9 protein-coding genes and 1 rRNA gene are annotated in these 13,831 nt (G+C 50.7%); 2 read left to right on the forward strand and 8 right to left on the reverse strand.

Annotation, left to right across the window (positions count from 1 at the left end; all coding sequences use genetic code 11):
• The 6 genes from EHSB41UT_RS03330 to tyrS all read right to left on the reverse strand — a co-directional run.
• Positions 1–372: ribosomal RNA gene (locus EHSB41UT_RS03330) — 16S ribosomal RNA — on the reverse strand; the annotation flags it as partial.
• A 370-nt stretch (positions 373–742) separates the two neighbouring features.
• Positions 743–1,510 (reverse strand): hypothetical protein, encoded by a 768-nt coding sequence (locus EHSB41UT_RS03335; RefSeq protein ID WP_087106925.1) that lies wholly within the window; start codon positions 1,508–1,510, stop codon positions 743–745.
• Between the two features lie 38 nt (positions 1,511–1,548).
• On the reverse strand, positions 1,549–2,346 hold the full coding sequence (locus tag EHSB41UT_RS03340) for a hypothetical protein (protein ID WP_087106927.1): 798 nt from the start codon (positions 2,344–2,346) through the stop codon (positions 1,549–1,551).
• Between the two features lie 127 nt (positions 2,347–2,473).
• Positions 2,474–4,195, reverse strand: a complete 1,722-nt coding sequence (locus EHSB41UT_RS03345) for a hypothetical protein (RefSeq protein WP_087106929.1) — start codon at positions 4,193–4,195, stop codon at positions 2,474–2,476.
• Positions 4,196–4,742: 547 nt separating this feature from the next.
• Positions 4,743–6,695 carry a hypothetical protein gene (locus EHSB41UT_RS03350; RefSeq protein ID WP_133060374.1) on the reverse strand — a complete coding sequence of 651 codons (1,953 nt, stop codon included), beginning with the start codon at positions 6,693–6,695 and terminating at the stop codon, positions 4,743–4,745.
• 295 nt (positions 6,696–6,990) lie between these two features.
• Positions 6,991–8,301 carry a tyrosine--tRNA ligase gene (tyrS, locus tag EHSB41UT_RS03360; protein WP_087106934.1) on the reverse strand — a complete coding sequence of 437 codons (1,311 nt, stop codon included), beginning with the start codon at positions 8,299–8,301 and terminating at the stop codon, positions 6,991–6,993.
• Between the two features lie 242 nt (positions 8,302–8,543).
• Here tyrS and EHSB41UT_RS03365 point away from each other — a divergent pair, with 242 nt between their 5' ends.
• Together EHSB41UT_RS03365 and EHSB41UT_RS03370 are read left to right on the forward strand one after the other, a co-directional pair.
• On the forward strand, positions 8,544–9,971 hold the full coding sequence (locus EHSB41UT_RS03365; RefSeq protein ID WP_087106936.1) for an OapA family protein: 1,428 nt from the start codon (positions 8,544–8,546) through the stop codon (positions 9,969–9,971).
• On the forward strand, positions 9,955–11,100 hold the full coding sequence (locus EHSB41UT_RS03370; protein WP_087106938.1) for an anhydro-N-acetylmuramic acid kinase: 1,146 nt from the start codon (positions 9,955–9,957) through the stop codon (positions 11,098–11,100). Before EHSB41UT_RS03365 ends, EHSB41UT_RS03370 begins: the two co-directional genes overlap by 17 nt.
• Here EHSB41UT_RS03370 and EHSB41UT_RS03375 read toward each other — a convergent pair.
• Both EHSB41UT_RS03375 and EHSB41UT_RS03380 read right to left on the reverse strand, forming a co-directional pair.
• Positions 11,088–12,584, reverse strand: a complete 1,497-nt coding sequence (locus tag EHSB41UT_RS03375; protein ID WP_087106940.1) for an amidase — start codon at positions 12,582–12,584, stop codon at positions 11,088–11,090. The two genes, EHSB41UT_RS03370 and EHSB41UT_RS03375, sit on opposite strands and share 13 nt — an antisense overlap.
• Positions 12,584–13,831 carry a saccharopine dehydrogenase family protein gene (locus EHSB41UT_RS03380; RefSeq protein ID WP_087106942.1) on the reverse strand — a complete coding sequence of 416 codons (1,248 nt, stop codon included), beginning with the start codon at positions 13,829–13,831 and terminating at the stop codon, positions 12,584–12,586. Before EHSB41UT_RS03380 ends, EHSB41UT_RS03375 begins: the two co-directional genes overlap by 1 nt.

The following is a 13,831-nucleotide window of genomic DNA, read 5'->3' on the forward strand; positions in this document are numbered from 1 at the left end:
CCACTGCTGCCTCCCGTAGGAGTCTGGGCCGTGTCTCAGTCCCAGTGTGGCTGATCATCCTCTCAGACCAGCTACGGATCGTCGCCTTGGTGAGCCATTACCTCACCAACAAGCTAATCCGACATAGGTTCATCTGATAGCGCAAGGTCCACTCTCCGAAAAGAACGGATCCCCTGCTTTCCCCCGTAGGGCGTATGCGGTATTAATCCAAATTTCTCTGGGCTATCCCCCACTACCAGGCAGATCCCTATGCATTACTCACCCGTCCGCCGCTCGTCAGCATCTAGCAAGCTAGATCTGTTACCGCTCGACTTGCATGTGTTAGGCCTGCCGCCAGCGTTCAATCTGAGCCATGATCAAACTCTTCAGTTTAAATCGTTTTTGCTCGCGTCTACCAAGGTAGAGGCAAGCGGCTCTCATTTCGCAAATTACTCTCAATTAAATTGATGAGTCGCTTGTTAATGAGACAAAGTATTTTTTGCATTCTCTATAACCACGGACTGAACCCAAAGTTAACGAGAAGCTTCATCTCACCAGACAAGCGCCCACACGAATTGTCTGAATTCTTTGTTAAAGATCACTCTTCATCGCATCTTGTGAAGAGGAACACTTAAGCTTAATTCCAGCCCTTGCCCAAAGGAAGTATCTGGCCACTCAAGCGAGGCCGCCATTTTACTCATAGCCCGATCAGTGTCAAGCCTTTCCTTTCTATCTAATTTTTATTGGATAACCAGAGGAACGACTATAACTTTTCAAGCTCTTCGGCGTACTTTCTGGCCATGCCAGTACAAGGGCCACCCAATTCACCCAGAGCCTTTACCAAATTATGTATTCCGGCAGGATTCTGTTCAATTGTTTCCTCCAGGGATCGCCACACCTTGACCAAATAGCTTTGTGTCGCGCCATAAGTGCTGTCATAGGCCGCTTTGGCTTCGTTGTCTGTGATCAGCTTTTTAGCTCGCAATTCATTAGCGAAACGTTGCAGACTGCCCTGAGTAGAACTTTTCACGCTATTCATCTCTTTCTTGAAATGACTGCTGACATTCTCCCCTTTGGAAATCGCAATAACTTTCTCACCGGCAGACGACAAACCTCGATCAAGTCTATAGATTATGTTGCCCACTTTTTCGCAATACTCACGCGCTTCGCCCTGCTTACCACTAGCTTCCAACCTGCGCATGTTTTTATACAGACCATAAACAAGGTTATGAGCCCTGTCAGACTCGCTGACACTCTTTAAGTCAAAAACCTCTTCATAGATTTCATCATCAAGAAGCTCTTCAGTATTGCAACGGCAAGCGAAATCCGACGTACTCGATCCGATCATTGTCATAGCTTCATCTTCAAGCCTCTCAAAGATACGCATTTCCGGGCTGATCACCTGCACACTACGCCCCTGATGGCAGCCTGCGCCATGGGTTTCATCGCCTGTGAGCTGTTGGGGTGTTGCGCCTACCCCAACACCGGTAGATGCACTTCCAACCGAAGGTTTATAACCTGCTCCGTCCATTATTAACTCCTTAATTCTTTTTGCTATTTAAATAGTTCTTAAGCCGCACTCTTCACCAATGCTTCATACTTCTGGAAATATTCCTTCGCAGCGCTTCTTACAGGATCACCCAGGTCGTGAAACACCTTTTTCAGCGCCTCTATACTCTCATCTGGATTGTTTGCTACCGCCTCCTCAATAGCGCGCCAGGTTTGCTCCAGTTGAGCTTTGGCTGCACCACTTTTAGGATCTGTTGCTGCATCGTGCTCTTCATCGGAGATCATATCTGCAGCGTTAAACGAGGTTGCCAGCCTCTCTAAACTGCTCTGGATAGCATCGTTAATCATATCCATCCGCTTTCTAAAACCGCGACTGGCAAGTTCAGCCTTGTTCTGAGCGATGCCCATAATGTCTTCGCCTGTGCTACGCAACACGACATCTTTATTGCGAATAATCTCGCCGATTTGTGAACAAAAACTTCTTGCCCCTGCATCATCATTAGCTTGCTCAGAAGCCCGTATTTTTTTTTGGAGACTACGCAGAAAAAGATTTGTCATCTCTCTCTTCGACAGAGAAGATCTGCCTATATCACTAATATCATCGCTGGTATCGTCGTCAATAAGTTGAGCGCTAAAGCATTTGCTGCCAAAACTATCAAGCTGAAGCTCCAACAGTCCTGACAAATGCTGCTGCAAATCTTCCATAAGCAGCTGCTGTGCCTCTACAACTGTAACGCCTCGCCCCTGGAAACTCGCCGCACCGGCTGTTGCTGTAGCCTCACCCACCAGAGGCATCCCCGTAGCGGGGTCAACCTGTTGCCCTGCTGTGGTTGACTGTGTATAACCTGCTCTTTCCATTTTTAACTCCTTAGTTTTCTACTTTGTCATTTTTCAGTTTTGATACATTGCCGAATATGTCTGCTATTGCACCAATACCTACCTTCAGCGCATGAAGTCACACTTCTCAATGCCTCATGATTTCTGATTACTGAATGGCAGCTTCAATCTTTTCTGCCAGCTTTTTATGATGCGGCATGCCTGCATCCTTCATAACCGCCGTTATCTCCTGAAGCTTTTCGGGATCCACAGCTACCTGCTCTTCAATTTCCCGAAAAAGATCATGCCGTAGAACTTGAAAATTATTTTCGCCAGGACTCAGAAGCATATTGCACTCCTCCTTGGTCAATAGCCCCCGCCCACGGAAGTCATTCACTACGCCATGAAGGTTGCTGCTAAATATGTTTTTCAATGATTCCGTGTGTTTTCGTATGATTAAGGTCGCTTTTTTACCGCTTTCGTAATCCTGCTTCATACTCTGGTAGAGACTTTGCCAGGAGGGTTCTCTTTGCAGAACGAGCAGCACTGCACTGAACACTTTTTCAACAGGCGCCTCTGATCCATTCAGCTTTGCCTTCAGCAGAAAGACCAGACTTTCAGCCAGCTCCGCAGAAGACGGTTTTTGTTGAGCGTGTTTTGAAACATACCGTTCATACAGTTCGTCGCTGACCAACTCTTCCTGATACAGCTTGCGGATAAAAGAGTTCACCGATCCCTGCTGAGAATAAGCTCTCAGCATCTCCTCCATATAAAGCTCCAATACAGACTCTGCACTGGCCTGAGAGTCCTGAGGTGGATGCTCCGGTAAAGACACGACTGAAGCTCCCGAACCGGAAACCTGTGGAATAAAATCCATTTCCTCAATGGCCACATCCATGCAAACTTCACGCTCATCACCACTCAGCCGGGCAAATACCTGATTCAGGGCTTGCTTGGTAGCAACCTCTGTTTCCTGATTAGCCAGAAGGCTGTCCAATTGCTTGATGTCATCTTCATTGAGTGAGACACCCTGCTCCATAAATAACTCAACCAGATTGTCATTTTGCGAAGTCACAATCGCTTTGATCATTTCATAAGCCAGGCAACGGTCCGGAAAATGCGGCATCAAAGAACCTAGCTTCATCATTAACTGCCCCACATCCTGCGTATTGGGAAACATCGGATTAGTCTGCTTCAAAAGCTGAATCACATAATTTTTCATGCTGGCCTTTTGTGACGGGTCGGCTATAGATGCCGTGAGTTCACTGGCAAAGCGCTCAAGCGCACCATCCAGATCGCAGACCTCGACATTGGAAAACAATGTAATGTTTGCGCGCAAGGCACTCTCCAGCATCGGAATATTCTGTGAAATGGAAGGATTTATGCGCAGACCTTTTTCACGCAGGCGATCAATAACCAGCTGCCGATTCGCCACGCCCTGGTCAGCATTCCCCATATCGAAGCCACTTTTGGCCAGCTTATCTGACAAGTCTTTCGCAAGTGCCAGATTAGGGTTGACCCTACCACTCGCATCACAAATCACCATTTGCCCGAGAATAATCAGCATCAGAACTTCTGCCGCATCAGACTCTCTGTACTTTGTCATTAATACAGAAGGCAGTTGTTGAAGGCACTTCATACGGGTAGACACTTTTTTATCGCCAGGTTTCAGATTGACCAGGGCCTGCCTGTTGAATACGCTCTGATCATTGACATCCTTCAGGCTACTGACCAAACCGTAGAGGTTTGCCATACAGAGCCGCACCAACAATAATTTGTTCTGATTCCTGAGCAGGCCGTTACCCTCTGCCACCAAAGCCTGGGTAAACTTCTGCTTGTGAATTTTTGGTCCCACATCAGACTGAATATCTGCCAACCCAGTTAATTGCATTGAAGGAAAAGCTCCGGGCATAACTGACACAGGTACCGGATTAGCAAGACCCGGAGCATGACCCACATGAGGATAAGGTGGGGGATGGGAGCCCGTCATATAAGTCTGGGGAGGGTAATATGGTGCAACCGGATAGCCACCGCTACTGCCACCATAGAAACCACCTGTCTGAGTTGGGGGTGTAGCACTTGAAAAGACAGGGTTCCCTTGCACTGATGGCGGAAAACCTGAGGGCGCTGTAGATGGCTGCTGCATAACTGTTTATCTCCAAATTATAAATATTCTTTCGACTTCCCAGTCTTCAGGAATGCTTCTGGCGAGGCGAATAACAACTTAGAGAAAAGAAACAACGAGCAGTTTCAAACGGACTTGTCTGTTTTGATAACATCCTGGGACATGACCGATAGCCAGGCCGTTATAAATGGAAAAGACTACCTATTAAGCATGAAGCTGTTTTTATGGAAGGGCTTTAAAAAAAGGGATGGCTCCTTTCAAGAGCCATCCCTGATTTTCAGGAGGTTGGAACTCCTCCCTGGCACAACAACGTTTATCTCATGCTTTGCTTAACTTTTCGCAGCATATCAGATAAAGCTTCGCAGCCAGCCATACACTCCAATACCGCTTTCTCAAGGGATGGATTCTGCTCAAGCTTGAGCTCCAGAAGATCCAGCAGGGCATTGGCACCCTTTAAACCTCTATCTTCAAGCACACTTTGCTTTTCGAGTATCTCGATAACGCCTTTGCTATACAGCGCTCCCGTAAAGCTCCGGAGTGTTGTGTCATTAATCGCTAGATTACGGTAAAGATCGTTCCGGTTTTGGCGGAGAGCCTCGTGTAGAGGAACACCTCGAGAACCGGTACCCCCCATACTGAGTGGTGCCACACTCGGCCTGCCCACTGCTGCAGGATGCGTAGAGGTGTTCCCTCTACCAGAAGACTGTGGCATGCCTTGCGAAGGGATGAAGTTCATTTCTTCTATCGCCACATCCAGGCAGGCATCACGCTCCAGGCCATCCAGCGTTGTAAAGACCTGCCCCAGCGCCTGCTTGGTAGCACCTTCTGCTTCCTGACCCGCCAGAAGGGTATCCAGAGCCTGTACATCGTCATCACTCAACGAAACACCCTGTTGTGCAAAGATATCTGACAGCCCCGTATCCGGTGCAGTAACAATGGCTTTGATCAGCTCATACGCCAGTGGTGCCTGAGGGAAGCTATTGAACAGCCCCTGCAAATTTAACAGCAGGGAACCCACAGCATGAGGGTTAGGCAACATCGGGTTCGCCTGGCTTAACATCTGCACAATGTGCGATTTCCATGCAGCTTTTTGGTGTGGGTTCGGAATAGGCGCGGTCAGCTCATTGGCAAAACGATCCAATGCCCCCTGGAGATCCTCCACCTCGACACCGTTGAACACAGCAATATTTTTACGAATTGCTTCATCCAGCATCGGAATGTCCTTCGACGCGGAAGGATTGAGCTTCAGTCCTGATTTCGCCAGGCAATCAATAACCCTCTGGCGATTTTGCATACCCTGCGGCGTCGAAAGGCTCATATCAAAACCTTCTTTGGCCAACATCGCTGAGATATCGTTTACGAGCATCTGGTTTGGGTTGGTTTTGGAGCTGGCATCACATATCACCATCTGCCCAAGGAAAATCAACACCAGAGTTTCTGCCGCCTTGTCCCCATTGAATTTTGTCTTTAACACCTGTGGCAAATTCAGCAGAGCCTTCAGGCGGGTAGACACTTTTTTATCGCTGGGTTTCAGAGAGGCCAAAGCATCCCTGCTGAATACGCTCTGATCATCGGCACCCTTCAGACTGTTGATTAAGCCATAGAGGTTCGACATACACAGCTTGACCATTAACGTTTTGTTCTGGTGCTGCAAAATATTGCGGCCAACTTTAAGCAGTGCCTGGTGAAACTTTTGTTCTGCAATCCGTTCTGAAGAGCCAGACTGAATCTGGTCGAGCCCAGTCAACTGCGGAACGGAAGAACCACCTGGTGCGGCCGGAGGTGGATAGGCACCATGCATAGGCATTCCAGACATAGGCATTCCAGACATAGGCATTCCAGACATAGGCATTCCAGACATAGGCATGCCCGGCATAGGAGCCGTTCCAAAGCCCATGTGATATGGTGGAGGTGGTGGAAAGCCCGGCACACCAGCGGTTGCTGGAGACGGCGCGGTCGCAAAGCTGCTGAAAGGAGAAGGCGGATTATGAATGACGCTTCGCTCCGACAGGCTGGAAACACTACTCATGCTTGGATGGGGGCTATCCGTTGAAGTGTATGAAGATGAGCCATCAAGAGTATCTTCAGGCTCCAGGTTCTGGCTGCCAAGAGTATCCATAGGCAACTCTCCATCGCCATGACCGGCTGGCGGAACAGTGCCCGTATAAGGAGATGTCTGGAACCCCAGAGAACCCTGTTGTGGCGAATAAGGATAAGGCGCTACATGCCGAGGGCCTGTGGCCCCATGGTAAGTGTGGGCTGGCATGCCAGGCATGCTTCCAGTACCAGGAAACATACTCGCATTGGAAACAGGAACAGAACCTGGCATCGGTGGGCGCGGGCCACCTGTGTTTGCTGAATTAAAATTCACTTTTGTTTACCTCCAAATTACTCATTTATCCCTTGTCTTCCTGACACATTCAGGTAAACGACATCGGAACATCAGCAGATTGGAGATAAGTCTTTTTATAAAATTCCCAACAAGCATGTTAGGGCCAAAAAGGCCGCAACACCTAGTGTTGATGAAGGCCGGAAGAACCAGCCCTCATCAACACGCTCACTCAGCCAGCGCTTCTTTCAAACAGCTGGTGCTTTTTCTTGCCCATCTTTACCAGGAAGAAGCGACCGAACATGGCCTTATCAGCAGCAAAGGCTTCTGCCAGCTTCATATTATCTTCCATGGATTTGGCTTCACCATTAATAGTCAAACCACTGCGACCCAGCGCATCCTTGATCTGCTTACCCGGTGCCAGCTCACTTTCCGCCAGGAACTGGTTCAGGGATTTACCCTCCAGATCAGCATCAGAGAACCTGGTGCATGGCAGACCATCCATCGCCAGCTGTTCCAGCTCGGTTTCAGTCAGTGCGTTCAGATCACCGGAGAACAGAGCTTCGGTAATACGCATGGCAGAGGCCAGACCTTCTTCACCGTGAACAAGACGGGTCGCTTCGCGAGCCAGGATAGCCTGAGCTTCCGGACGCCCCTGACGCTCTTTATCGGCCTGTTCGATGGCATTGATCTCTTCAACCGGCAGGAAGGTGAAGAATTTCAGGAAGCGGTAAACATCAGCATCCGCTGTGTTCAGCCAGAACTGGTAGAAGGCGTATTGGGAGGTTTTCTTAGGATCCAGCCATACTGCACCACCTTCGGTCTTACCGAACTTGGTGCCGTCCGCCTTAGTGATCAGAGGTACAGTCAGACCAAAAGTCTGCGCCTTGTTCTGGCGACGGGCCAGATCAATACCACCAACGATATTACCCCACTGGTCAGAACCACCCACCTGCAGAGTACAATCGTGCAGACGGTTCAGCTCTGCAAAGTCCATACCCTGCAGCAGCGCGTAGGAGAATTCAGTAAAGGAGATACCGGAACCTTCACGGTTGATACGCTGCTTTACGGATTCCTTGTTGACCATGGCATTCACAGAGAAGTGCTTACCGATATCCCGCAGGAAGTCGAGCACACTCATATTGCCGGTCCAGTCCAGGTTGTTGGCAACGATGGCGGAGTTCTCGCCACAGTCGAAGTCAATAAATTGACTCACCTGACCTTTAATTTTATCCACCCAGCCGGCAACGATATCTGGAGTATTCAGCTGACGCTCAGCAGCCTTAAAGCTTGGATCACCGATCAAACCGGTTGCACCGCCCACCAGAGCGATAGGGCGATGGCCCGCCTGCTGGAAACGCTTCAGTACCAGCAGTGGTACCAGATGACCAAGGTGCAGGCTGTCGGCGGTCGGGTCAAAGCCACAATAAAGGGTGCGGGAGCCTTCAGCAATGTGAGCCACCAGCTCTTCTTCGGCTGTAACCTGATTAATCAGGCCACGCTGCTGCAGATCTTCCAATAACGGTAATTGACCGCCAGACATAATAACTACCCGTATCCTTTCCGGAACGCCCGAAGCGCTCCCCATCAGTTAATAGATCAAAGACGCAAACATACCGGAAGTCGGAAAAAAGACAACCTCCTGACAGCACTAGGGATGCAGCCATTTATCCTTATTAGACGACACAAAGTTCTGGCTGCCCACGGAAATTACCGTGAACCTGAAAGCGTTATACTGTATCTTTATTTCAGACCCTTACTTTATGTAGCCAAGCTATTTATGGCATGAACACGTTTAAGAATGCACTGCTGTTTGCAGCAAAGAATTTCCCCAAGCGCCACTTTCTGGCTATTGCCGGCGTGAGCGTTGGTACCGCCCTGCTGCTCACCCTTATGCCCGGTGAGAGCGCTCAGGCGAACCGTACCGAGATCCCCATTGATCTGTCCTCCCCGGAATCTGCGCCATCTGCCGGTATTGTCCTGCCGACTACGCCCGCCGATGTCGCCACCGGAATTTCAGCCGAGACACAGCCTCAACTACCAACCTCAGGAGCTGACAAGGTAGCTGCCCAAGCAGCACCTGCAACTCCGGTTATTGCCTGGCAGAAAACCAGTGTTCGCTCCGGCGACTCACTGTCGGCTCTGTTCTCACGACACAAGCTCAGCCCTTCTACACTGCACAAGCTGGTGAACAATACGACTCACGGCAAAAGCCTTGTAGATATACGTCCAGGGCAGACCGTTATGCTGGGGCGTATCGATGGCGAACTGACCGCATTGAAATATGTAAAGAACAAACTCGAAAGTCTTGAGTTCACCAAAACTGAAGATGGCTTTACTTCTCAGGAAGTGATCCGGGAGCCGGAAGTCAGAAAAGCTTACGCCTCAGCCACTATCAAGAACTCCCTGTTCCTGGCTGCAACTGAAGCGGGCCTGACCGACAATATGACCATGCGCCTTGCCAACATCTTTGGCTGGGATATCGACTTTGTTCTGGATATTCGGGAAGGCGACAGCTTTAACCTGATCTACGAAGAGAAGTATCTGGACGGCGAGAAGATCGGTTACGGCGATATCCTTGCGGCCACATTTAATAACCGCGATCGCAAACTGGAAGCGGTTTATTTTGTCGATTCCACCGGCGACGGTAATTACTACACGCCGGATGGAAAAAGCATGCGCAAGTCGTTTATCCGGACGCCGGTTGATTTCACCCGTATCAGTTCGCGCTTTAACCCGAACCGTCTGCATCCTGTGTTCAAAACCAAACGTCCTCACCGTGGTGTTGATTATGCAGCCCCAACAGGTACGCCTATCAAGGCGGCCGGTGATGGCGTGATCCAGTTCTCCGGCTGGAAAAATGGTTACGGTAATGTGGTTTACATCAAGCACGCCAACAATATCGTGACTGTTTACGCCCACCAGGTGCGCACCGCAGGGCTGCGAAAAGGCCAGCGGGTTAAGCAAGGGCAAACCGTGGGTTATGTCGGCCAGACTGGCTGGGCGACCGGCCCGCACCTGCACTATGAATTCCAGGTCAACGGCGTTCACCGCAACCCTCTGACAGTGAAACTGCCGGATGCAGCTCCACTTCCGAAGAAAGAAATGGCAAACTTCCAGACTCTGACCAAAGTGATGCTGGCTGAGCTTGAGCGACAGTCCGGCACGTTACTGGCCTCAGCGGAAGAAGCCTCGAATGTCACAACCCAATAATTCAGATATTTCCTCAGGACATCAGACCGAGCTTTATATCGGTCTGATGTCCGGTACCAGCATGGATGCTATGGATGCCGTGCTGGTTGATCTGGCTCCGGGCTTTCCGGTGCTGCAGGATCAAATATCCCTTCCTTTACCGTCCTCCTTACGCACTCAGCTTCAACGTCTCTGCCAACCTGGCGAGAATGAGATTGAGCTGATGTGTCAGGCTGATCTGGCTATCGCCATCCTTGCTTCTGAAGCCGTTAACGAGCTATTGAAGCAGGCCAATATTCCTGCCAGTGCAATCAGGGCGATTGGCAGCCATGGCCAGACTATTCGACACCTGCCAAATATCGGCAACACCCTGCAGATTGGAAATCCTTCACTGATTGCCGAACAGACCGGCATTACCACCGTTGCCGATTTTCGCAGACGGGATATGGCCGCCGGTGGTGAAGGCGCCCCTCTTGTTCCCGCTTTTCATGAAGCCATCTTCCGGCATCCAACCCGCACCCGGGTAATTGCCAATATTGGCGGTATTGCCAATATCACCGTATTGCCAGCGGATGCTGAGATGAAGGTGATAGGTTTCGATACCGGACCGGGCAATACCCTGATGGATGACTGGTGCTACCGACATAGCGGTCGTCGTTACGATAAGAACGGCCGCTGGGCAGCGACAGGCGAGGTTTCTCAACCGCTTTTGAATACCTTGATGGCAGATAAATATTTCAGCCGTAAAGCTCCAAAAAGTACCGGAAAGGAATACTTTCATCACTCCTGGTTATGGCATGGCATCTCCCAATTGGAAGAAGCCCCCTGCCCGGAGGACATTCAGGCCACGCTGCTGGAACTGACTGTGCTAAGTCTGGCGAACGATATCCGAAGCTATGCATCAGATTGCCGGGAGGTGTACATCTGTGGCGGCGGTGCCCGCAACACCACTCTGATTCGTCGTCTCTCGGAAGAGCTGGAAGGGTTTCAGGTGGCAACCACCAACTCTCTTGGCCTGCCCCACCAATGGGTGGAAGCAACAGCCTTTGCATGGCTGGCCCGACAAACCCTGCACGGTCTGCCGGGTAACCTGCCTGCTGTCACTAACGCCAGCGGTCGAAGGATACTGGGCGGAATCTACCCCGCCTGATGCTTTGCTCGCAGTTCCGGCCAGCGCTCTGCCCAGGGCGCTGAACGCTCCAGCTGACCAGCCAGACTGAACAACACAGCATCTTCGCCTATAGCTCCGGTAAACTGCACTCCCACCGGTAAGCCATCTCTACTCCAATGCAGCGGCACAGACATAGACGGCTGCCCGGTCATATTGGCAATCTGGGTAAAGGGCACCTTATCGAGCATATCTCTGGCCATGGTTTCAACCATCCCCAGCTTCAGGCTCAACCAGCTCATTCCCGGAATCGCCAGCAGACGCATAGACATCAACTCAGCAGCTGAAGGATATAACGCACCAACAGGTTGCGGTGGCGTTGCCAGTGTTGGTGTAACAATCACATCATAGGTTTTATGAAGCTCGCCCATATTACGGCTGAGTTCATTCCAATAACTGTGAGCCAGCAGATAATCTCTGGCAGAGAGCTTACTGCCAATCTTGTAAAGCGAGCGGGTTGGCAGCTCTATATCCAGCCGAGAGACAGAGGTTCCGGCCAACTCTGCAATGCTTGCCACATCCTTGGCTGTCTGTCCCATCAAAACCTTAAAGAAACTGGAGGCCAGCTGTTCGCCATCAAGAGGTAATTCGATCTCCTCGACTTGATGCCCCAGCTCTGTGAGTAGCTGAACCGTATTGGCAACCGCCTGTTTGCACTCTTCATCGACAAAAGACCCCGTGGGGCTTTTGGTTGAGAATCCAATTCGCAGAGGCTTTGGATCTTTCTGACTGGCTGCTAGAAAACCTTCCTGATGCTTGACCGGATAAGCCGCACCACAATCCATACCATTGGTGATATCAAGCATGGCCGCGCTATCACGTACCGAGCGAGTTAATACATGCTCACTCACCGCGCCGGCCCATGCCTCTCCGATAAACGGGCCAATCGGTTGAACACCTCGGCTGGGCTTTAATCCAAACAACCCACAACAGGAGGATGGAATACGAATAGAACCACCGCCATCACCACCGGAGGCCATGGGTACGATACCAGCCGCTACCGCAGCAGCGGTTCCGCCACTGGAGCCACCGGGGGTTCTGTTCAAATCCCAGGGGTTACGGCTGGGGCCATAGGCTTTGGGCTCGGTAATCCCCATCAGCCCGAGTTCAGGTGTATTGGTTTGACCAAGAATCACCAGGCCGGCTTTGCGAAAGCGTTTCACCAGAGAGGCATCGGCAGTGGCACGGTTATTAGCCAGAGCCTTGCTGCCAAAGCTCAGTATCTCCCCTTCGATAGATGCCAGAAGATCTTTGGTCAAAAACGGCACACCCGCAAAAGGAGCATCCGCATCCACCTGAGTCAGTTCCTTGCGCGCAGCTTCATAACGGGTACGAATCACAGCATTGATAGCGGGATTGAGAGCTTCAATCTGACTGACAACATAATCGAAAGCTTCGTCCGCGCTAATTTGCTTGCTGCGAATCAGCTCAGCCAGACCGGTGGCATCGTATTGATACAACCCCATTAGCGGCCTCCCTTGCTGCCCTGCACCTCAAAGGTCAGGCCCGCATTTTTGGTCAACCTCTCAAAAATGGTTTCATCAAAGACAGACGCTGTCGTCCAGAAGCCACCAGGCTTTTGTTCTTTGGAAGTATTCAAAGCCAGACACAAACCAGCCTGAGCCAACATTTTTGCAGTGCTGCCATAACCCGGATCACGGTCGCCTGTGACTTTGGTTTTCAAGGTTTGACCATCAGCGGTCTTCCCGACAAAGCGCAGATCATAAAAACCTTTGAGCTGCGCTTCAGGGGATGGGCCTTCACCGGGCTTAGGCAATACATAGGACTCCAAAAACCAGCGAGTCGGTTTCAGTGCCGCTCCCACCATAAAGGCTCCCAGACCAGCAACAAACGACATCCCGGTCATCCGACCTTTCATCCCCTTGCCGGTCAGCACCGCTTCGCTATAAGTGAAATTTTCACCATAACCATTACCGCTCAGGGCATTGGAACGATGCACTACCCGGGTATTGATTCCGGCCATAATGAACGGGGCCGTCCAGGCCTGAAAATCTGAATCGAAAGCTGTGCCATTCTGGTTGGGCTGACGGGCTGTAAAACTGTGTTCCGGCGGGCAGATCAGATAAGGGTTAGCCAGATCTTTGCGCAGAGCCGGGTTGGCCACCACCTCTTTAGTGATATTCACAATACTGGCAACAGTACCGCCAGACATACCGCCCTTCATCGCCTTGACCCGCATTTTTACATCGGTACAGGGCTGGCCAAACTGCTCCCGGGCCTGCTTCTGCAGAAAAGCGACACCAAGATCAGAAGGAATCGAATCAAACCCACAGCAGTGGACAATACGAGCCCCGCTTTGTTTAGCCTGTGGTTCAAAGCGATCCACCATCCGCTTGATCCATTGCACCTCGCCGGTCAGATCACAGTAATCCGTACCCGTTTCGGCACAGACCTTAACCAAGGTCGAACCATACAGGGCATAAGGTCCAACGGTAGAAATAACGACCCGCGTTTGCGAGCAAATAGTCCGCAGAGCCTCTTCATCTTCGGCATCAGCAATAAGCAGAGGGATATCCTGGCCACCCGGAATGGATGACCTGACTTCATCCAACTTGCTCTGTGAGCGACCGGCCATGGCCCATTGAATATTATCTTCAGGATTCTGACTCAGATAGTTCGCCAGATACTTCACCAGAATCTGACCAACAAAGCTGGTCGCGCCATACACCACAAGATCAAAGGACGGTTTCAT

Source organism: Parendozoicomonas haliclonae (genome assembly GCF_900174585.1).
GTDB lineage: Bacteria > Pseudomonadota > Gammaproteobacteria > Pseudomonadales > Endozoicomonadaceae > Sansalvadorimonas > Sansalvadorimonas haliclonae.

Bases quoted from the DNA above. Each gene is read 5' to 3' on its own strand.
- EHSB41UT_RS03370 (WP_087106938.1), top strand. From the start codon at position 9,955: ATGTCACAACCCAATAATTCAGATATTTCCTCAGGACATCAGACCGAG.
- EHSB41UT_RS03375 (WP_087106940.1), bottom strand. From the start codon at position 12,584: ATGGGGTTGTATCAATACGATGCCACCGGTCTGGCTGAGCTGATTCGC.
- EHSB41UT_RS03365 (WP_087106936.1), top strand. From the start codon at position 8,544: ATGAACACGTTTAAGAATGCACTGCTGTTTGCAGCAAAGAATTTCCCC.
- EHSB41UT_RS03345 (WP_087106929.1), bottom strand. From the start codon at position 4,195: ATGCAATTAACTGGGTTGGCAGATATTCAGTCTGATGTGGGACCAAAA.
- EHSB41UT_RS03350 (WP_133060374.1), bottom strand. From the start codon at position 6,695: ATGCCAGCCCACACTTACCATGGGGCCACAGGCCCTCGGCATGTAGCG.
- EHSB41UT_RS03340 (WP_087106927.1), bottom strand. From the start codon at position 2,346: ATGGAAAGAGCAGGTTATACACAGTCAACCACAGCAGGGCAACAGGTT.
- EHSB41UT_RS03335 (WP_087106925.1), bottom strand. From the start codon at position 1,510: ATGGACGGAGCAGGTTATAAACCTTCGGTTGGAAGTGCATCTACCGGT.
- EHSB41UT_RS03380 (WP_087106942.1), bottom strand. From the start codon at position 13,831: ATGAAACCGTCCTTTGATCTTGTGGTGTATGGCGCGACCAGCTTTGTT.
- tyrS (WP_087106934.1), bottom strand. From the start codon at position 8,301: ATGTCTGGCGGTCAATTACCGTTATTGGAAGATCTGCAGCAGCGTGGC.